Origin of the sequence: Pelagibacterium limicola (assembly GCF_015694405.1) — a bacterium.
GTDB lineage: Bacteria > Pseudomonadota > Alphaproteobacteria > Rhizobiales > Devosiaceae > Pelagibacterium > Pelagibacterium limicola.
On record NZ_JADQDB010000005.1, the window covers coordinates 198066 to 217992 of the forward strand.

A 19927-nucleotide genomic window follows, 5' to 3' on the forward strand; every position below is an offset into this window, starting at 1 on the left:
GAGGACGACGATCAACGCAACGCTCGAGGGAGGAAATATCATGAGCTTGTTGAAAAGACTTATTGCAACCACTGCACTTACGGCCGCCATGTTCACATTGGCAGCACCCGCGCAGGCCCAGACGCGCATCGCGCTCGTGGTCAAATCGCTGGGTAACGGCTTTTTCGAAGCTGCAAATGCCGGAGCGCGAGAAGCCGCCGAGGAGCTTGGCGATGTCGAGATCATCTACACCGGCCCAACCGAACCGACGGCCGAGGCCCAGATCGAGGTTATCAACAGCCTGATCGCCCAGCAGGTCGATGCAATTGCGATTTCGGCAAATGACCCCGACGCCCTCGTCCCGGCCCTGCAACGCGCCATGGATCGCGGTATCACCGTCATCTCCTGGGACTCCGGCGTAGCCCCCGAGGGCCGTGCCATGCACCTCAATCCCTCTTCAAACGAGTTGATCGGCAACACCATCATCCGCCTTGCTGCAGATCACCTGCCGGACGGGGGGCAAGTCGCCATACTCTCGGCCACCGCAACCGCCACCAATCAGAACATCTGGATCGATGAAGCGCGTAAGGTGCTGCCCAACTATCCCGGCATCGAACTGGTTACCGTGGTCTATGGCGACGATCTTGCCGACAAGTCTTATCGGGAAGCGCAGGGCCTGATGCAAACCTACCCTGACCTCGATGCGATCATCGCCCCGACGACGGTGGGCATCGTAGCTGCCGCCCAGGCGGTGACAGACGCAGGCAAAATCGGTGAGATCAACGTCACCGGGCTCGCTCTGCCCTCGGAGATGGCCGGGCACGTCCACTCCGGCGCCAGCCAGTCCTTTGCGATCTGGAACCCGATCGATCTTGGCTATTCCGCTGCTTATATCGCCCATGCGCTGGCCACCGGCGCGGCCGTGGCCGAACCGGGCGCAACGATCTCCATCGGCCGCGTCGGCGAAATAACCATCGGGGAGAACGGGGAAGCGGCGATGTCCGATCCGTTCACCTATGACGCATCGAACGTGGACGAGTTCAAGTCCATCTTCTGATGTTTCCTTTGGCGGTCCGGCATTGGCGCCGGACCGCCTTTGACCAACAATGCGACCACGCACCTTTCACGCAGGCGAGCGCACCATTCCCAAACGAGCCAGTCACGATGCCTAGGGCCCCAGACAGTGCCGTGCCACGCCCCTGCCTTTCACTAAGGGACGTATCCAAGAGCTTTCCTGGCGTGCGCGCGCTCAACCGCATCGGGCTCGAACTGCATCCGGGTCAAGTCACCGCTCTCGTTGGCGAAAACGGGGCCGGCAAATCCACTCTGGTTAAAATCCTGACCGGCATCTACCAGCCCGACGAGGGCGCGATAGAGCTCGACGGGGCGCCGATTTCACTGCCGACGGCACACGCGGCGCTCGACCAAGGCATCACGGCCATCCACCAGGAAACGGTCCTGTTCGACGAGCTTTCGGTCGCCGAGAACATCTTTCTCGGTCACGCACCGCGGACGCGGATCGGCTTGATCGACTGGCGCAGGCTGCGCGCCGAGGCGAGCAGCCTTCTCCAGGCCATGGGCGCACCGATCCACCCCGACATGCGCCTTAAGGACCTATCAATTGCCAACAAGCATCTGGTGGCGGTTGCCCGTGCCCTGTCGATCGAAGCGCGGATCGTCATCATGGACGAGCCGACCGCGGCCCTCTCGCACAAGGAAATCGAGGAGCTGTTTGTTCTGATCGACATGCTCAAGCAAGACGGCAAGGCGATCTTGTTCATATCGCACAAATTCGACGAAATCTTCCGCGTCGCCGACCGATATACGGTTTTTCGCGATGGCGAAATGGTCGCCTCGGGCATGATGAGGGACACCAGCCAGGCCGAACTTGTTCGCATGATGGTTGGCCGATCAGTCGAGCACGTATTTCCCAAGCAGGATGTCACGCCCGGCGAGACCGTCTTGACCGTGAAGGGCCTGACCCATCCGACCGAGTTCGAAGACATCTCCTTTGACCTGCGCCGAGGCGAGATACTGGGCTTTTATGGTCTGGTCGGCGCTGGTCGCACCGAGACCATGCAGGCACTTTTCGGCATCACGCGGACGAGCGCCGGCACGGTCACGCTCGATGGGAAGCCTGCGCTGGCGAAAAACCCGGCCCACGCCGTCGATATGGGGATCGTCTATGTGCCCGAGGATCGGGGACGTCAGGGCGCAGTCATCGGGCTGCCGATCTTTCAGAACATTTCCCTACCCTCGCTGAGGAACACGTCGCGCGCCGGTTTTCTTCATATTGCCAACGAGCTTGCGCTTGCCCGAAAATATTCAGAGCGGCTCGACCTGCGAGCTGCGGCCCTGGATCAGGACGTCGGCACGCTTTCGGGCGGCAACCAGCAGAAGGTCGTTATCGGCAAGTGGCTGGCCACGCGCCCGCGTGTCATCATTCTCGACGAGCCGACCAAAGGCATCGACATCGGCTCGAAGGCAGCCGTCCATGCCTTTATGAGTGAACTTGCGGCGGAAGGGCTTTGCGTCATCATGGTTTCCTCGGAATTGCCGGAAATAATGGGCATGTCCGATCGGGTGATCGTCATGAGGGAAGGCCGCATCGCGGGCGAGTTCGATCGGTCCGGCCTTAACGCTGAAACCCTGGTGCGAACCGCCGCCGGGATCGAGGGAGAGGCCGCATGAGCATCGTCCTCAAGCACCGCGAAATGATCCTCGTTGCCGCTATCGGCCTCCTGCTCGCGCTGATATCGATGCGGTTCCCGGCTTTTCTCGAGCCGCGCAATCTGGTGCGTGTCTTCGATGATACGTCCATTCTGGCGATGTTGGCGCTTGGGCAAATGCTGGTGATCCTTACCCGCTGTATCGACCTTTCCATGGCCGCCAATCTAGCCTTGTGTGGCATGGTGGTCGCCATGCTCAATGCAGCCTTTCCCGGGGTTCCCGTCCCGGCCCTGATCGCTGGGGGCATGGTGCTCGGCGCGAGCCTCGGCGCGCTCAACGGGGTTTTGGTCTGGAAGCTCAACATGCCTTCCATCGTTGTCACGCTGGGCACGATGACCATCTTTCGCGGCTCGATCTTTCTTCTCTCGGGAGGCCAGTGGGTCAACGCCCACCAGATGGATGACGCCTTCAAAGCCCTGCCGCGCACCGTTGCGCTGGGCCTCCCGGTATCGTCGTGGATCGCCGTTGCGGTGATCGGCCTGTTTCTCATTCTCATGAGCCGCGCGCCACTGGGGAGGGCTTTCTATGCGGTTGGCGTCAACCCAACGGCCTCGGTCTATGCCGGTATCAATGTCGGCCGGACGCGGTTCTTCGCCTTCACCGTGGCAGGCATGGTTGCCGGGCTGGCGGGTTACCTCTGGGTAGCGCGGTACGCGGTTGCCTATGTGGACATAGCAGGCGGGTTCGAATTGCAGATCATCGCCGCTTGCGTGATCGGGGGGGTATCGATCGCAGGCGGGATCGGGACCGTGCCGGGCGCCGTCCTCGGGGCGTTATTCCTTGGCGTGGTCAATAACGCCTTACCCGTCATCAATGTTTCGCCCTTCGCGCAAATGGCCATCTCGGGGGCCGTCATCACTGTCGCGGTGATCTTCAATGCCCGCAACGAGCGCAAGAAGGGCCGCATAATCCTGAAACGGGCGCAGGGGGAGGGCGCAGCATGACCCAGATACCCCATATCTCACGCGCGATACCGGACCGGCTCGAGAGCCCGCTGGCCACCGCGCTCAAGAGCTGGGAAATGCTGCTGATCGTCGTGGCGATAGCGATCTTCATCGCAAACAGCCTGGCGTCCCCCTATTTCCTCAACCCGTGGAGCCTGTCGGACGCGACTTTCAATTTCACGGAGAAGGCGATCATCGCACTGGCGATGGCCATGGTCATCATATCGGGCGAAATCGATCTTTCGGTGGCATCCATTATCGCCCTTGCCTCCACGGCCATGGGGTTTGCCCTTCAATTTGGTGCCGATGCGCCAACGCTTGCCGCAATAGGGATTTTGGTCGGAATTGCGTGCGGCGCGTTCAACGGCCTGCTGGTCAGCGGGCTCGGTCTGCCCTCGATTGTGGTCACCATCGGCACGATGAGCCTTTTCCGAGGCATTTCCTATATTGTCCTGGGCGACCAGGCATTTCGCGGCTATCCGCGCGATTTCGCATGGTTTGGTCAGGGTTATGTCTGGTGGGTCGTTTCGTTCGAGATCGTCCTGTTTCTCGCTCTGGCAATTGTCTTTTATGTTCTTCTCCATCGCACCAATTTCGGGCGAGCCGTCTTTGCCATCGGCAATAACCCGCTCGCAGCCCAGTTCTCGGGCATTCGCATTCGACGGGTGAAATTCGTGCTTTTCGTTCTTACCGGCCTGACAGCGGGAATAGCATCCGTGCTGCTGACGGCCCGCCTCGGGTCCACGCGACCGTCCATTGCATCCGGCTGGGAACTTGAGATCGTCACGATGGTCGTCCTGGGTGGCGTGTCGATCCTGGGAGGATCGGGCAGCATTGCCGGGGTGGTCATTGCTGCATTCATCATGGGGCTGGTCACGTTCGGACTGGGCCTGCTCAATGTCCCGGGGATCGTCATGTCCATCTTTGTCGGGGTCATGCTGATTGTCGTTATCGCCCTTCCCGTCGTTGCGCGGCGCCTCCGAGAGCGCAGAGCTGTCTGACGATGCGCCATGTCGGGGTCATTGATGTCGGCAAGACAAACGCAAAGGTCGTGGCCGTCGACCTGAGCGCCATGCGCGAGACTGCCGTGCGAACCGCGCCCAATCGCGTGCTGGCTGGCCCTCCATACGCCCACTTCGATATCGACGGGCTTTGGGGCTTCATCAGAACCGCCCTCGCAGAAATCAACCGCGAATTTCCCCTCGATGCCATTTCAATCACGACGCACGGGGCATGTGCGGCCCTCATCACGGAAGATGGCAGCCTTGCCCTGCCTGTACTCGATTATGAAAGTGCAGATCCCGAGGCATCGGCATCTGCCTATGATGCGATCCGGCCCGGCTTTGAGACAAGCTATTCGCCGCGCTTGCCGGGCGGCTTGAACCTGGGGGCGCAACTCTTTTACCAGGCCCGGCGGTATCCCCAAGCGTTTGCGCAAGTGCGCTGGATTCTCACCTATCCTCAATACTGGGCCTATCGCTTCACCGGCGTGACCGCGAGCGAGTTGACCTCGCTGGGCTGCCACACGGATCTATGGGACTTCCGAACCTGGGGATTTTCATCGCTCGTAAAGGAGGAAGGCTGGCTAGACAGGTTTCCGCCGCTCCAGCCTGCAGATGGGGCACTTGGCCCGATGCGGGCGGATCTCGCTCGCGAATTGGGGCTGGCTTCCTCGGTGCCGGTCGCATGTGGAATTCACGACTCCAATGCCTCGCTCGTCCCCCACTTCTTAATGCGGCAACCGCCGTTTTCCGTCGTATCCACCGGCACCTGGGTTATTGCCTGCTCGCCGGGTGGAGACCTTGAGCGACTTGATCCAACCCGCGACTGCCTTGCCAATATCGACGCTTTCGGCAGACCCGTCCCATCGGCGCGATTTATGGGCGGGCGAGAGTTCTCAACGCTGATCCCCTCGTCCGTTGAAACGCCGTCCAGCGCTAGCGCTGCCGACATTCTCGCACGCGGGGTCATGTTGTTGCCGACGATACTGCCAGGCTCCGGGCCCTTCCCGAACCGTACAGCGAACTGGACCCAGGATCCGGAAAGCCTTTCACAAGCCGAGCGACACGTCGTGGCGTCGTTTTACCTGGCCCTTATGACGTCGGAATGCCTCGTTATGACGGCGGGGGAAGGCGTGATCGCTGTCGAGGGTCCCTTCTCGCGTAATGCGCTTTACTGCGCGATGCTGGCAAGCGCGACCGGTCGCCCGGTGGTCACCACGGAAAATGCCACGGGGACCAGTATCGGGGCAGCGATGCTGGTTGCGCCGAGCCAGGGGGCCGCTCCACCCGTTGCGGACGACGAAAAATTCCTGCCCGATCCTCCGATGGCCCGCTACGCGGCCGCCTGGCGGTCCGCGCTCGAACGAACGGCATAGGTTCGCCCTTCCCCATGGGATCGGCACGCGCGCAGCCACGGGCGCGCGGGTTTATTGATCGCCGGCAAAGGTATTGCCTCAGAATGACTCGATTTTCATAAAATGCCTCTCCCCATGGAAACCCGCGTGCAAGGCAATTCTCGCGATCTTTGTTAAAAATGATTCAGGATTGCTCATGCAACTTCTCGTCGTCGAACCCGATCACAGCCAGCAGGCGCTTCTCGGCGCCATGGCCTCGCAGATGGGGCATGAGGCCACCTTTGTCCGGACCGGTGAGGAGGCGCTCGGGGTTATCGAAGATGAGCCCGCATCCACACTCTTATGCAACATGGACCTTCCGGAAATGTCCGGGCTCGATCTCATGCATCTGCTACGGCAGCGCAGCTATGACCGTTACCTCTATGCGATCCTGTTTACCGGTCGGGATCCGGACGTAGCGTATCTCGATGCCCTCACCGCCGGGGCGGACGACTTCATGGCGACGCCCATCCGGCGGCGCACGCTTGATGTGCGGCTGCAGGTGGCCGAGCGCGTTCTCCGCTACGACGACCGGCTGCGCGCCACCAGGCTCCGGCTCGAAAAGGCCAATTCCGAAATCACGCAAGGGCTGCAGGAGGCGAGCCGGGCTCAGGCCCGCCTTCTACCAGCACCAGGCAGAATCCCCGGTGACTTCAAGGTCGATCTCTTGTTCCGTCCGGCCAACTTCGTATCGGGGGACATGCTCGGCACCATCGCCATCAACAATGCGTGCATGGGGTTCTATGCAGTGGACGTGGCGGGGCATGGGATGCGGTCTGCCCTTCGGGCGGTAACGCTCTCCCATACGATTACCAACCAGCTTTTTCTCGATACCGTGGGCAGCGCACGCCCTTGGGCGCCAGGTCGGCGCTTTGTTCCCGACAGGCTGGCGGCGCTGCTCAACGAGCGCTTTGTCGAAGAACTCGATACGGACGACTACTTTTCACTGATGTGCGGAATTGTCGATCTCGAAGCCGGCGAGGCTATCGTCTGTCAGGCCGGTCACCCACGCGCCATGATCATGCGCCAAGGCGGTGCGATCGAGTGGATTGGACAGGGCGGGTATCCGGTAGGCTTGCTTTCCGATGCGCAATTCGTTTCTGAACGCACCGTATTTCGACCCGGCGACCACCTGGTCATTTTCTCGGATGGCATCAGCGAGGCCGAATCCCCAACAGGCGAGCCCTTCGGCGAGGCCAATCTCGCGAGAACCTGCGCCGCAGCCGTAAAGGACGGAGCCCCTCTTTCCTCCGCGGTCGAACATGCACTTGAAACCTGGGTCGCCGCCGAGCGTTTCCAAGATGACGTATCGCTGTTGATCGTCTCGGCGGGAGGGAAACATGCTTGAATGGCAGGATGAACAAGAAGGCATTACGGTCGTCAGGTTGACCGAAGAAAGTCTCACCGCATCCAATGCAGCCTCGTTCCGAGCTCGGCTGTCCGAACTGGCGGAAGGCGGGCGTACGCGGCTGATTCTGGATCTGGCCAATGTCCGTTATGTCGACTCCAGCGGGCTCGGAGCACTGGTGAGCCTGCTCAAGCGCATCGGGGTAAAGGGCGAACTGGCACTGTGTGCCGTGGCCCCTGCCGTCATGTCGGTCCTTACGCTCACCCGAATGGACAAGGTCTTCTCCATCTACGCCGATCGCGGGGCGGCCGTTGAGGGCTTGTCCGAGTGATCGAGCGCGCCACCAGATCCGACCTCCGTATCGCGATCCCGGCCGAGCACCACCACGTGCCGGCCCTGGTGGCTTGGCTTGACCGCGAGCTCGCCCCCCATTGTCCCCAATGGCGGTATTTTCAGGTGCGGGCAGCGATCGTCGAGGCGGTCAACAACGTCGTGAGTCACGGACTTGACGGGGGTGCGCCCGACCAGCAGATCGAACTCGGCCTGAGGATCGCCGGCCGCTCGGTTGCGATTGACCTTGAGGACCGCGGGCGCCCGATCCCTTCTGACAAGCTCGATTCCGCACGTCTTCCCGATTTCGATCCCGACCATATCGATCACCTTCCCGAATCTGGATTCGGGCTGGGAATCATCGCAGCAGCCGTCGACCGGCTCACCTATCGTTCGGGGTCCGGTCGCAACTGCCTGACGTTGACCGTCGCGCTGGAGGATGCGCCATGAGGGTCCTTGCTTCCCATGCCGCTCCTCGAAACAACTCGCACGCTCCCCTCCAGAGTGAAGAGGACGAGAGCTTGGATTTCGCAGAGCTGATTGATGCCGATGCGGAAAAGCGGATGGCGCCGCTCACTCGGCTCGCCGCCCAGATAACGGGCCTCCGCGGTACGTTTGTCGGCCTTTCGTCTCACGGTGCCATCCATTACCGGGCCCTATCCGACTGGAAGCGCGCGCGGCCTCCGCTTCCCGATGTTCTGTGCGCAGCCACCATCGATCGAAACAAAACGCTCGTGGTTCCCGATACGCGCCGCGAACCGATGCTCGCGAAGGATGGGTCGGTCGCGGGCCCTCATGGAACCAGGTTCTACGTTGGCGCACCGATACGCATGCGTTCCGGTCCCGCAATCGGTGTCCTTGGCGCGGTCGACACCGTCCCGCATCCGCGGCCCGGAAGGGAGGCGTTGGACGGACTGGAAATGCTCGCCGAAATGGCAGGCGACCAGATTGCCTTGCTTTCAACCCTGAGACAGTCCGCACGGGCGCAGCACCACATGCACGAGGCTGCGGACTCCGTTCCCTACGGTCTGCTCATGGAGGATGCCGAGGGCAAAGTGGTCATGGCCAACGCTGCGTTCGACAAAATGACAGACCTGCCGACAGGGATCGCCAAGATCGGGATGTCGACAGGCGATGTCCTTGGCCTCCTCGCCATGTCGGGCCTTTTTCCCGATGCCGAGGGCAACGAGCGAAATTGGGCCGCCGAACGCCTGAGTCGACCGACGCCGTCGGTCGAACGGCTGCGCCTCTCCGACCAGCGTGAAGTCCTGGCCACTCGCCATCGTACGCGGTCCGGCGGGACGGTTTGGCTTTGGACCTCGCTCCCCGCGCGGCGCGCAAACGCGCAGCTTCTGCCCCGTCCAGCCGCACCGGCGCCGGCCAATCCTGAGATCATTCAGCCCCAGCGCCTGACGGAACTGCGCGAGGATCTGTCCGACGAGGCCTTCGACTCCGTCCTCGTCGAGTTGGTCAAGGACATCGAAAAGCGGCGCGATGAGCTCGTGCTTACGCTCGCTGCCGATGATCAGAAAAACCTCGAACGCTCTGCGGCTGCAATCGCCACCCTGGCCAGCAATCTCGGTGCATCGGAGGTGCATGCTGCGGCCCAGACCGTGACCCGCGATGTGACCGACAAACCGGCACTGGAGGCGCTGTTTGCCGCAGTCGCGCGCTCGATGGAAGCCCTGCAGGTGGAGCTCGGTCGCTGGTGAGTTTTTATTTCGACAGATTTGAGGATCGGCGTCCTCCCGAACCGGTGCCCCATTCGGCGTTGCGCCAATCGGTATTCCGGCTCCTTGCTTTAGCGGCCGTCGCCACCGGCCTCTGGTACCTGAGCTGGCGCTGGACCGCCTCGCTCAACTACGAGGCTCTGTGGTTCGCACTGCCTCTGGTTCTTGCCGAAACCTGCGCTTTTATCGGCCTCCTGCTCTACTATATCAATCTCTGGAAGGTCTCGGATCCCCCGATCACCCCCCCGCCTGCAACCATCGCAGAATGCGTTCCCGATCTGCATGGCCCCGATCGCCCCCTTAGCGTCGATGTCTTTTTCGCGACCTACAACGAGGATCCTGAACTCGTGCGGCTGGGCATCCGCGACGCCCGCGCGATGCGCTATCCCCACCCGTTAAACCTCGTCATCCACGTGCTTGACGACGGGCGACGGGAGGAGATGCGCGCGGTCGCCGAACAAGAAGGCGTCAATTACATCACAAGGCCCGATAATGCCGGCTACAAGGCCGGCAATCTGCGCAATGGGATCGAGGAGACCGATGGCGATTTCATCCTGATCTGCGATGCCGACACCCGGCCTTTCCCAACGCTGCTCGAACGCACCATGGGCTATTTCCGCGACCCTAGGGTCGCCTGGGTTCAGACCCCACAGTGGTTTTTCGATCTGCCCGAAGGCATCGGGCTGGGCGAGGCGCTTGGGCAGGCCTTGGGGCGCCCCGGGCGGACAATCGGAGGCGCGATCGAAAGGGTCTTCGGACCGATAAGGTTCGGTGAGGATCCGTTCGTCTCGGACCCGCGCCTGTTTTACGATGTTCTGCTGCGCCGGAGAAACTGGGCGAATGCCGCCTTTTGTTGTGGCGCCGCCTCCATACATCGCCGTGAAGCGGTAATCGAAGCCGCTCTCCGATCCTACGGCGCCGCGGTCGAGCGGGCCATGAACCTCACGACAGCGAGCATAAGCCGGGCTCCCGGAGAGAACGCGGTCTCCACAGGGTTGCTCAATGCCATACGTGACGAGGCGGCGCACGCGATCGAGTTCACACCATACAAATTCCACGTCTCCGAAGACATCTACACCTCGATTGTCCTCCATTCGGACCGCGAGCGCGATTGGCGCTCCATCCAGCATCCCTATGTAGAATCCAAGATGCTTTCCCCCCAGGATCTTCTGTCCTGGACGGTTCAAAGGTTCAAATACGCTGGCGGGACGCTGGACATCTTCTTTCACGACAATCCGCTTTGGCGCAAAGGTCTCTCGCTGCCGCAAAAGCTGATGTATGGCTCGACCTTCTGGTCCTATCTCGGCGCCATCTGGAACCTCGTTTTCCTTGCGGCGCCGGTGATCTATCTGCTGACAGGCATCGCGCCGGTCGACGGATTCACGGTGGAATTGTTCAACCGACTTCTACCCTTCCTGATCGCCATGGAACTGGCGGCGATGGTCGGAACATGGGGGATTCCCGGCAACCGAGGCAAGTCCAGCTATCTCTCGTTCTTCCCGATCAATCTCCAGGCGATATGGACGGTTGTCACCGGCCGGCCCATTGCATTCAAGGTCACGCCCAAACAGCGGCAGCAGGGAAGATTTTACCGGCTGGTCTGGCCTCAAATCGCCGTCATGGGCCTTACACTGGGAGCCATTGCATATGCCTTGAGCCTGCATCTGGCGGGCTCGGACCAGTATTCACTTACCGGGCTCGTGGCCAACATATTTTGGGGCTTTCACAACTGCATGGCTTTGGCCGGCATCGTTTATGCGGCAGGTTGGCAACCGCCCGCCAGCGAGGCAAAAACATGAGATTCCGCGACGGGTTGGTGGCCGCACGCGGCCATCTGATATTCATTGTCGTCCTCTGCGTGCTTTTCGGCGCACTACAACACCTTGATCGCACGCAAGGCGGGACCGACCTTCCAGAAGCGTCTGCGACCACAATCCAGACCCGATGAGGCCCAGGCGACCAAAGTGTGCTTTTGAGCGCATGACGGTGTTGGCGATAAACGGCTCACAGACTCGTTACCGTCCGCACCGCCATGCAATCTGGCCCACACTATGGCAATCGTCGCAGGTTCGCGGTATTCTTGAGGTCTTCGCGAGAGCGCGAAGGGCAAGAGCAACTCCGGCGGCGATACGGGAAATACCCGTATTTCCGCCGTTTTTTATGCAAGTCCCCTCAATGGGCGCATCGCCCTCGGCCTTCCCGGCTCATGATATAGATCGAGCCGGCAACGATCATGGCGGCACCGGGCCAGAAGGTCACATCCGGTGAAAAACCGAAAACGATCCAGCCCAGGATGATGTTGAGCGGCAGCTTGAGATCCTCGAACGGCTGAAGATAAGCCGCATCCGCTGAGGCATAGGCCCGGGTGAGCACATATTGCGCAGCCGCTGTCAGAAGTCCGGCCGCCAGCAGCACGAGCCAACCCTCGAGGGGCGGCATTTGAAGGCCCGACCCCAAATAGAGCGCAAAATTGATCGGTGTGAGGAGAAGCAGAAGATAGAGCGCGATGGAATCGGAGCGCTCGAAGCGTGTGAGCTCCTTGGTTATGAGCGAGGCTCCCGCCCAAAGTGCAGCCGCAAGCACCGGCAGCACGGCGTGCCAGGTGAAGGTTTCAGACCATGGCGCGATGATGATCAGCGCGCCGGCAAAGCCGAAGGCTGTGGCGCCGACACGTGCCAATGTCACGGTTTCGCGCAGAGCGAGGGCGGCGCCGGCCAGAACGAAGAAGGGCGAAGTCATGGAAAGCGCAATCGCTTGCCAGAGCGGCACATGGGCCAGCGCCATGACCCAGACCTGCACACCCGCCGCCGCCAGGACGATGCGAACGAGATGCAGCATGGGGCGCCCGGTGCGCATGGCCGAAAGGCCACGCCGCCAGACGAGCGGCAGGACAAAGAGAAAGCCAAAGAAATACTGCCAGAAAGCCGTTGCGGTCGACGAGATGCCGTTGACCATGCCGGCCCACTGAACCGCGACATTGACGCCGGCAAAGGCAATTCCGGCCAAGAGCATGAGACCTGCACCTGTAAGGGCGGGGCTCGATTTGAAGTAAGAGGTCGTCTGGGTCACGTTCTCGATCCTTTCGCTAACCACCAGTGACCTCAGGGGTTGCGGGATCGAAGACCGCAGGCCCGAACGCGCGCGAAGACTCGCGGACGCACGGCCGGTCCAAATCCCGTTCTCTTCCATCCGGACTATGACCGTCGGCTTCGGAATCGCACCGAATCTGCTGACCCTTTCCAACAGGAAAGGCGCTCGCGGGCTTCGGGCATTGGAGCCCGTTACCGCCGGTGGGGACTTCCACCCCGCCCTGAGAACGTCTATGCGGCACTTCATCGTGAAGCGCCGATGAAATAGATAGCGCCGCGGATATTCGGGATCAAGCACTTTAAGCCAACAAAAAAGGACCACCCGGATTTCGAGTGGTCCTTCCATGATACCGTCACGCAAAGAGTGACTGAACCATCAGATGGTTCGGAGGAAGAAGATCAAAGCGCCGAGGGCTGCCTCGCCGCTATCACCTCACACCCAAAGCCGCTCCCGCCTGCGCGGATCTCACTAGACATTGGATCACCTCCTTTCAACTGGTTGAAAACGGTTACAATGCTGCCTGCGTTCTTGATGCATGACAAGCCCATATCGACCGGGGATCGGCGCGAAAGCGCAGTTCACAAATCGGTTTTTCTTACCGATAATGCGCGCGCTGATCGGGCGGCGCCCGCTTTCATCCCCCATCCTTGTCGAGAAATGCCAAAGCCGAGGCGACATCGGGCTTGTACTTGACCATGGGCGGGCGGACGCCATGGGTCAGGAGCATCCGCCGGATGGGAGCGCGCGCACCGGCGATGATGAACCTTATGCCCGATTGACGTGCCTTGCGCGCGGCACCTTCGAGCGCGTGGGCGGCGGTCGAGTCGAGCACCGGCAGGTCGGTGCAATCGAGCACAAAGTTTTTGCGCTGATCGGCTATGCGATCGAGGATCGCTCCAACGCTCGCCGCTGCGCCGAAAAAGAAGGCCCCGGAAATCTTGTATACGACCGTAGCGTTATCGGTCGCTTGCCTGGGGTCGTATGGAGACTTGTCATCAGTCTCGGGATGGGTATGCGTTGCCTTGCGTTCTTCGATGGCCACCGCAGCCGCCATGCGGTGAATGAACAAGAGCGCGCCGAGCGCAAAGCCCACGACGATACCCTCGGTCAGGTCGCGGAAAACGACCAGCAGGAAAGTCACTGCCAAAACCGCGGCGTCCCCGCGCGAGCCGCGGAACAGCGCCGAGATCGCGTGACGCTCGATCATGTTCCAGGCGACGACCACCAGTACCCCCGCCAGGGCAGCGAGGGGGATGTAGCTGGCAAGTGGTGCGGCGACCATCACGAAGCCGAGCAGGAAGAGCGCATGGAGCATTCCCGAAACCGGCGTGCGTCCGCCCGAGCGCACATTGGTCGCGGTGCGCGCGATGGTCCCGGTGACACAGATGCCGCCGAAAAGTGCCGAACCGATATTGGCAATGCCCTGACCGAGAAGCTCGGAATTGGAGCGGTGCCGCCGCCCCGTCATGCCGTCGGCGACGACAGCAGAGAGCAGCGATTCGATCGCCCCCAGGAGCGCAAATGCAATGGCATCGGGCAAGACCGCGATGATCCGCTCCCCACTGATCTCAGGCAAGGCGGGAACGGGTAGCGCATTGGGAATACCGCCGAACTGGCTCCCGATGGTTGCGACCGGCAGGCCGAACAGGCCGGCAATTAGCGCTGTAGCGGCCACCGCAATCAACAAGGCCGGCAATCTCGGTGCGAAACGGTTGAGCGCAAGGATCATCGCGATGGTTCCGAATCCCACCGCAACCGCAACACCATTCATGGTGGGGAGCGCGACCCAAAGTACGTGGAGCTTTTCGACGATTTCGCCCGGCTCCCGCCCGTCGAGCGTGAGTCCGAACAAATCCCGTAGCTGGCTGGCCAGGATGATAATCGCAATGCCGGCGGTAAATCCCACCGTCACCGGATATGGAATGAACTTGATGAAGGTGCCCAGGCGCAGCAATCCGATGCCGATCATCAACACCCCCGACAGCGCGGTGGCGAGCAGCAAGCCGTCAACGCCGTGGCGCGCGACGGTCGCGGAAACGAGCACAATAAATGCGCCCGCGGGACCACCGATCTGGAACCGGCTGCCGCCGAACAGCGAAACAAGGAACCCCCCGACGATCGCCGCATAAAGTCCACGGTCCGGGGTCACCCCCGACGCGATGGCGATCGCCATCGAAAGCGGCAGCGCAACGATTGCGACAGTCAGCCCGGCGATTGCGTCTGCCCGCAATTGGGTAAAGCCATACCCTTCGCGCAGCGTTGTGAGGCTTTTGGGCGTGAACTCTTCGATGAAGCTCGGCTTGTCCGCGGCTACCGGGCGGTGGGAAGTTGAGGTCATGGGCCTGCTGCCTTTTCAGAGGTGCCAAAAAGGCGGCGGGATCGTCGGCAGGGCTGTCGGCGGTCGCCGTCGCATCGAAACGACGGCGAGCTTAGGCGTTTGCGCCCTAATAAGGCAATAACGCTTACGTAATAGGGGTGGTCCTCAGGTGAGCACGTATCGTCGCCGGTATTCGCTTGCGAGGAAAACGAGGATCACTGCGACGGCAAGCCCGCCTGCGAGCGACGTCCAGTTTACCCCCGCGAACATTCTCACGATGAGCCCGGGCGCATTCCACGGCTCGCCCAAAACCCAGACAGTTTCGAAATCGAGCCCCTGGAACCGGAAATTCATCCGCTCCTTGAGGAAGTTGAGGATCAGCCCCCCGTCGCGTTCCCAGCGGCGGGTCAACAGATTCTCGAAAAGGCCGGCCGTCACCGGGATAAGAAAGGCGAGCGGGATGGCCCAGCGGCGAAAGAGGACGCTCAGAAGTCCTACCCACGCAAAGAACGGAGCGTACCAGAGCAAGCCGAGGGCGTAGAACACGATGGCGACCGCGAGGATATTGAAATAGGCGCCAATGGTTTCGAACGGCCCGGGAGGCGAAAAGCCGGCAAGCACATTACCTGCGCTGAATGCAGGGAGATAGGCGATCACCCCACTGATCGCCACGGCAAGAAGGATGGCCGTGGGAAAAACCGTAAAGGCGGCTGTCATCTTGGCGCCGAAAATCTTGAAATCGGTCTGCGGCATGGACTTCCAGAACAGCATCGAGTTGTTCCTGCTGTCTGACGAAAACGCATCGGCGAAATAGAAGAACAGCATGACGAGCAGATAGATCCACCAGCCGGCCGCAAGGAAAGCAAAGGCGGCTTCATAAAAGCGCAGCGCGCTCGACATCTCCTCGTGCAGCCGGGCATCAAAGCTCACGGACCACGTCATATAGAGCGAAGCGAGCAGCATGAGCCCGAGGAGAATGGCGGGCCCGAAAACGAATGCGCCGCGATGTTCGAGATATTCGCGTTTAACGAGAGCAATCATCGCCTGCATCATGCCGCTCCGGCGTTAACCGTTTCGCGCTGCATGAGCGCAACGAAAAGGTCTGAAAGCGTGGGTGTCGAAAGCTGCCCCAGGGGCGCAAGCGAAGCGCGCGGGACGCCGTCGAAGATCATGACGGTCTGGCCGAAACGGGTCTCGCCGAATACCGGCCCCAAGGCTCGTGCCTTTTCGATATTCCCAGGATCCGAAACAACGAGCTGGACGTACTTCTCATTGACCGTTTCCATCTGCATATGGACGATCAACTCGCCATCGCGGATAAACATGATATCGGAGAGCATGAATTCGATTTCGTCGACTTGGTGGGTGGTGATGAGCAGGGTGCGTTCCTCGGTCATGTAGTCTTCGAGGAGGCGACGGTAGAACCGTTTCCGATAGGTGATATCGAGGCCGAGGGTGGGTTCGTCGAGCACCAGGAGTTTCGCATCGATGGCCATGACCACGGCCAAATGAAGCTGGGCAATCATCCCCTTTGAGAGATTCTTGATTCTGGCCTCGGGCCGGATATCGGTTCCCGCAAGGAAATCGCGCGCCTTTTCCTGGCTGAAATTAGGGTGGATGTTGGTAAGCAGGGCGAAGAGCTCGCGCACCCGCAGAAAGCGCGGCAGGCTCGCCACGTCGGAGATGAACGCCACGTTGTTCATCAGTTCCGCGCGATGGGCAAAGGGGTCGAGCCCAAGAACCTCGATCCGACCCTCGCATTGGGTCAGGCCCAAAAGCGCGTTGAGTGTTGTCGTCTTACCCGCGCCGTTGTGCCCCACAAGGCCGTAAATGCGTCCGGCGGGAATATCGAAGTCCAGCCCGTGCAGCACTTCGGACTTGCCGAACCGCTTGCGCAAGCCGCGCGCGGATATGATGGGCGCCTCGATGGTCATTTGCGATCTCCGTTATCCAGAAGGTCCTTTACGTCGAGCCCAAGGGCAGCGATCCGGGTGAGAATCGCCGGCCAGTCTTCGGCCAGAAATTTTTCGCGCTCGTGGTGCAAAAGGGCGGCGCGCGCGCCTGTGGTCACGAATATGCCCAGTCCCCGGCGCTTTTCCACGATGCCCAGATCGACCAACGCCTCGTAGGATTTTGTGACGGTCAGGGGATTGACGGAAAGGTCGGTTGCGACCTGACGCACGGATGGCAGGGCATCGCCTTCATCGATGGAGCCATTGAGGATCATCTCGATCATCCTTTGCCGGATTTGGATAAAGATCGGCTGGTCGTCACGCCATTGGGTCATGTGCAGTTCCATATAGTGTAGTATATCAGTATAACACCAGATCGCTTTCGTCAACCGGGCTTCTTGCGGACGCTCCGGCGTTGGTCTAGCCTCCCGCTCCATCTTCAAGGGGCGGATTTAATGGCAGGCGAAGCGGCACACGGCAGTATCGAACTTTTCCCGGTTGTCGCGATCCTTGCGGCGGGCGTCGCCGCGGTGCCCATCTTCAAACGTATCGGGCTGGGTTCGGTTCTAGGCTACATCGCCGCCGGTCTTGTCATCGGCCCATTCGGGCTGAGGATCGTCACCGAACCCGAATTGATCCTGCACACGGCCGAGTTGGGCGTGGTCATGTTCCTGTTCGTCATCGGACTGGAAATGCAGCCGCGCAGGCTCTGGAGCCTGAGGCGCGAGATTTTCGGGCTGGGGGTATTGCAGGTCGCCACCTGCGCCATGCTCCTCACCGGGGCGGGCGTGCTTATTGGGCTGCCGCCACTCATTGCACTGATATCGGGTTTGGGCTTTGTGCTCACGTCCACGGCGATCGTTTTCCAGACGCTTGAGGAGCGCGGCGAATTGACGACCCCTGCCGGGCAGAAAATGGTGTCTGTGCTGCTGCTCGAAGACCTCGCCATCGTACCCCTGCTTGCCTTCATCGCATTCATCGCCCCACAGGCCGGCGAAGTGACGCTGATCGACCGGTTGACCGGCATCGGCATTGCAGTCGGGGCCATCGTCGGGCTGGTACTGGTCGGGCGGTTCCTGCTCAATCCTCTCTTCCGCATCCTCGCTAACGCCCATGCGCGAGAGGTGATGACCGCGGCGGCGCTGCTCGTCGTGCTCGGGGCGGCGCTGGCGATGGATATCAGCGGACTCTCGATGGCGATGGGCGCGTTTCTGGCCGGCGTGCTACTTTCGGAATCGAGCTTCCGCCATCAGTTGGAAGCCGACATCGAACCGTTCCGTGGCATCCTTTTGGGTCTGTTCTTCATTGCCGTCGGCATGTCGCTCGACCTTGCGGTGATCGCGGCGAACTACCCGTTCATCATCTTGGCGGTCATTGTCTACATGATCGTCAAGGCGCTGGGTATTTACCTGATCGCGCGACTGCTGCGCTCGACCAATCTCGAAGCGCTCGAACGCGCAGTACTCATGGCGCAGGGTGGGGAGTTCGCCTTCGTTTTGTTCTCAGCCGCATTGGGCGCAGGGATTCTCACCCCGGAGATGAACGCGATCCTTGCGACTACGGTGATCGTTTCGATGATCCTCACTCCGCTCATCATCGTCGTCTTCAACCGCTACAAACCCAAGGACGGTTTGAGCCTCGATGGCGTGGAGGAAGTGGCGGACGGGCTGTCGGGGACCGTGCTCATCATCGGCTTCGGGCGCTTCGCGCAACTGGTATGCCAGCCGCTGCTGGCGAAGGGGGTGGACGTCACCATCATCGACAACGACGTCGAGATGATCCAGGCCGCCGCCAGATTCGGCTTCAAGGTCTATTACGGCGATGGCACGCGGCCCGACATCCTTCACGCGGCAGGCGCGGGTAGCGCGCGGATGATTCTCGTCTGCATCGACCGGCCGGACGATGCGACCCTGATCGCCGAGCATATCAAGCACGAGTACCCGCTGGCGACGCTCTTTGTGCGCGCCTTTGACCGCGAACATGCCCTCAAGCTCACCGGTATCGGGGTCGATTACCATCTGCGTGAAATGCTCGAGTCCTCGCTCGTTTTCGGACGCCAGGTGTTGATTGCCCTCGGAGTCGACCCGGAAGAGGCACAGGACGTCGTCGAGGAGGTCCGCAGCCGCGACGCCGAGCGGCTCGAGATGCAGATGGCCGGCGGGCTGATGGCGGGTGCCGATCTTTTGCGCGGCAATACAGGCGGCCCTCTGCCGACCCCGCTCACCACGCCACGTCGCAAGGGGCAGGCGTTGACAGAAGAAACCGCCGAGATCGTTTCGGGTGTGTCGGGCGAGGCGACTTGACGGCTCGGGGCGAAGGGGAAGAAAAGCCGGTCATTTCCCGTTCACCGGTTGGTGCTATATTGGCGCGATGAACAACATGAACCCGATTGTGCGTCACCTCGATACAGTCACCGACTGGGTGTTCGATCTCGATAATACGCTCTATCCGCGAGCCTGTAATCTTTTCGCCCAGATCGATATCCGTATCACCCATTACGTAATGGAGCTGGCACGCCTCGATTTCGAGGCGGCGCGCGCGTTGCAGAAAACCTATTACCGCGATCACGGCACCACGCTCAACGGCCTCATGCACTCCCACGCCGTGGACCCAGATCACTATCTCAATGCGGTCCACGCCATCGATTATTCCCCGGTCGAGCCGCATCCCGAGCTGGTCGCAGCCATCCGCGCGCTGCCGGGGCGCAAGTTCATCTTCACCAATGCTGACGAAGGCCACGCCCGCGCCGTGCTTTCGCGCCTGGGTGCCGACGATCTCTTCGAAGCCATCTTCGATATCCGTTCGGCGCGCTTCCAGCCCAAGCCCTTGCGGGAGGCCTACGAGTCCTTCCTTGCCGAGCATGCGGTCGATCCCGGGTCGGCGATCATGTTTGATGATCTTGAAAAGAATCTCGTGGTCCCTCACGAAACGGGGATGATCACGGTGCAGGTCGTCGCTGGAGAGGACTTCGTGCACGAACAGGTCGATGCATGGGAGCTTGGGCGGGGGGACGCACAGCCCCACGTCCATCACGTGACCGACGACCTCGTGGGCTTCCTGCGCTGGCGCTGAACGCCGCCCGTCATCTAATTGCCAAACACTCAGCGCAACA

17 protein-coding genes and 1 riboswitch are annotated in these 19927 nt (G+C 61.0%); of the genes, 12 read left to right on the forward strand and 5 right to left on the reverse strand.

The features are described 5' to 3' along the window. Nucleotides 1–40 precede the first annotated feature (40 nt). The 10 genes from rhaS to I2G20_RS11835 all read left to right on the forward strand — a co-directional run bounded on the left by rhaS (nucleotide 41) and on the right by I2G20_RS11835 (nucleotide 11255). Complete coding sequence (gene rhaS, locus I2G20_RS11790; RefSeq protein ID WP_196259914.1) at nucleotides 41–1036, forward strand: rhamnose ABC transporter substrate-binding protein; 996 nt, start codon at nucleotides 41–43, stop codon at nucleotides 1034–1036. 107 nt (nucleotides 1037–1143) lie between these two features. After that, on the forward strand, nucleotides 1144–2670 hold the full coding sequence (locus I2G20_RS11795) for a sugar ABC transporter ATP-binding protein (RefSeq protein WP_246473044.1): 1527 nt from the start codon (nucleotides 1144–1146) through the stop codon (nucleotides 2668–2670). Then, the gene (locus I2G20_RS11800) at nucleotides 2667–3653 is read left to right on the forward strand and encodes an ABC transporter permease (protein ID WP_196259916.1); all 987 of its coding nucleotides are present in this window, start codon (nucleotides 2667–2669) and stop codon (nucleotides 3651–3653) included. Before I2G20_RS11795 ends, I2G20_RS11800 begins: the two co-directional genes overlap by 4 nt. Further along, complete coding sequence (locus tag I2G20_RS11805) at nucleotides 3650–4654, forward strand: ABC transporter permease (protein WP_196259917.1); 1005 nt, start codon at nucleotides 3650–3652, stop codon at nucleotides 4652–4654. Before I2G20_RS11800 ends, I2G20_RS11805 begins: the two co-directional genes overlap by 4 nt. After that, a complete protein-coding gene (locus tag I2G20_RS11810; protein WP_425502640.1) occupies nucleotides 4651–6030 on the forward strand; it encodes an FGGY-family carbohydrate kinase in 1380 nt (459 codons plus the stop codon). The genes I2G20_RS11805 and I2G20_RS11810 overlap by 4 nt, the downstream gene beginning before the upstream one ends. Nucleotides 6031–6205: 175 nt before the next feature. Next, nucleotides 6206–7396, forward strand: a complete 1191-nt coding sequence (locus I2G20_RS11815) for a fused response regulator/phosphatase (RefSeq protein WP_196259919.1) — start codon at nucleotides 6206–6208, stop codon at nucleotides 7394–7396. After that, complete coding sequence (locus I2G20_RS11820; RefSeq protein ID WP_196259920.1) at nucleotides 7389–7727, forward strand: STAS domain-containing protein; 339 nt, start codon at nucleotides 7389–7391, stop codon at nucleotides 7725–7727. The genes I2G20_RS11815 and I2G20_RS11820 overlap by 8 nt, the downstream gene beginning before the upstream one ends. After that, nucleotides 7724–8176 (forward strand): ATP-binding protein, encoded by a 453-nt coding sequence (locus I2G20_RS11825; protein WP_196259921.1) that lies wholly within the window; start codon nucleotides 7724–7726, stop codon nucleotides 8174–8176. The genes I2G20_RS11820 and I2G20_RS11825 overlap by 4 nt, the downstream gene beginning before the upstream one ends. A gap of 71 nt (nucleotides 8177–8247) precedes the next feature. Further along, entirely contained in the window at nucleotides 8248–9438 is a 1191-nt protein-coding gene (locus I2G20_RS11830; protein ID WP_196259922.1) for a GAF domain-containing protein, read from the forward strand. Further along, nucleotides 9435–11255 (forward strand): glycosyltransferase, encoded by a 1821-nt coding sequence (locus I2G20_RS11835; protein ID WP_196259923.1) that lies wholly within the window; start codon nucleotides 9435–9437, stop codon nucleotides 11253–11255. Before I2G20_RS11830 ends, I2G20_RS11835 begins: the two co-directional genes overlap by 4 nt. Before the next feature lie 373 nt (nucleotides 11256–11628). Here I2G20_RS11835 and I2G20_RS11840 read toward each other — a convergent pair whose 3' ends face one another. The 5 genes from I2G20_RS11840 to I2G20_RS11860 form a co-directional block, all read right to left on the reverse strand. Further along, nucleotides 11629–12525, reverse strand: coding sequence for a DMT family transporter (locus I2G20_RS11840; protein WP_343070336.1), 897 nt, complete (start codon nucleotides 12523–12525; stop codon nucleotides 11629–11631). Nucleotides 12526–12629: 104 nt separating this feature from the next. Continuing rightward, nucleotides 12630–12778: riboswitch (FMN riboswitch) on the reverse strand. A gap of 402 nt (nucleotides 12779–13180) precedes the next feature. Next, nucleotides 13181–14884 (reverse strand): SulP family inorganic anion transporter, encoded by a 1704-nt coding sequence (locus I2G20_RS11845; protein ID WP_196259924.1) that lies wholly within the window; start codon nucleotides 14882–14884, stop codon nucleotides 13181–13183. Nucleotides 14885–15028: 144 nt separating this feature from the next. Further along, nucleotides 15029–15916, reverse strand: a complete 888-nt coding sequence (locus I2G20_RS11850; RefSeq protein ID WP_196259925.1) for a hypothetical protein — start codon at nucleotides 15914–15916, stop codon at nucleotides 15029–15031. Next, nucleotides 15913–16797, reverse strand: a complete 885-nt coding sequence (locus I2G20_RS11855; protein ID WP_196259926.1) for an ABC transporter ATP-binding protein — start codon at nucleotides 16795–16797, stop codon at nucleotides 15913–15915. Before I2G20_RS11855 ends, I2G20_RS11850 begins: the two co-directional genes overlap by 4 nt. Continuing rightward, entirely contained in the window at nucleotides 16794–17150 is a 357-nt protein-coding gene (locus I2G20_RS11860) for a GntR family transcriptional regulator (RefSeq protein WP_196259927.1), read from the reverse strand. The genes I2G20_RS11855 and I2G20_RS11860 overlap by 4 nt, the downstream gene beginning before the upstream one ends. Before the next feature lie 120 nt (nucleotides 17151–17270). Here I2G20_RS11860 and I2G20_RS11865 point away from each other — a divergent pair, with 120 nt between their 5' ends. Further along, nucleotides 17271–19118 (forward strand): monovalent cation:proton antiporter-2 (CPA2) family protein, encoded by a 1848-nt coding sequence (locus I2G20_RS11865; protein WP_196259928.1) that lies wholly within the window; start codon nucleotides 17271–17273, stop codon nucleotides 19116–19118. A 67-nt stretch (nucleotides 19119–19185) separates the two neighbouring features. Next, entirely contained in the window at nucleotides 19186–19887 is a 702-nt protein-coding gene (locus I2G20_RS11870) for a pyrimidine 5'-nucleotidase (RefSeq protein ID WP_196259929.1), read from the forward strand. Nucleotides 19888–19927: the final 40 nt, after the last annotated feature.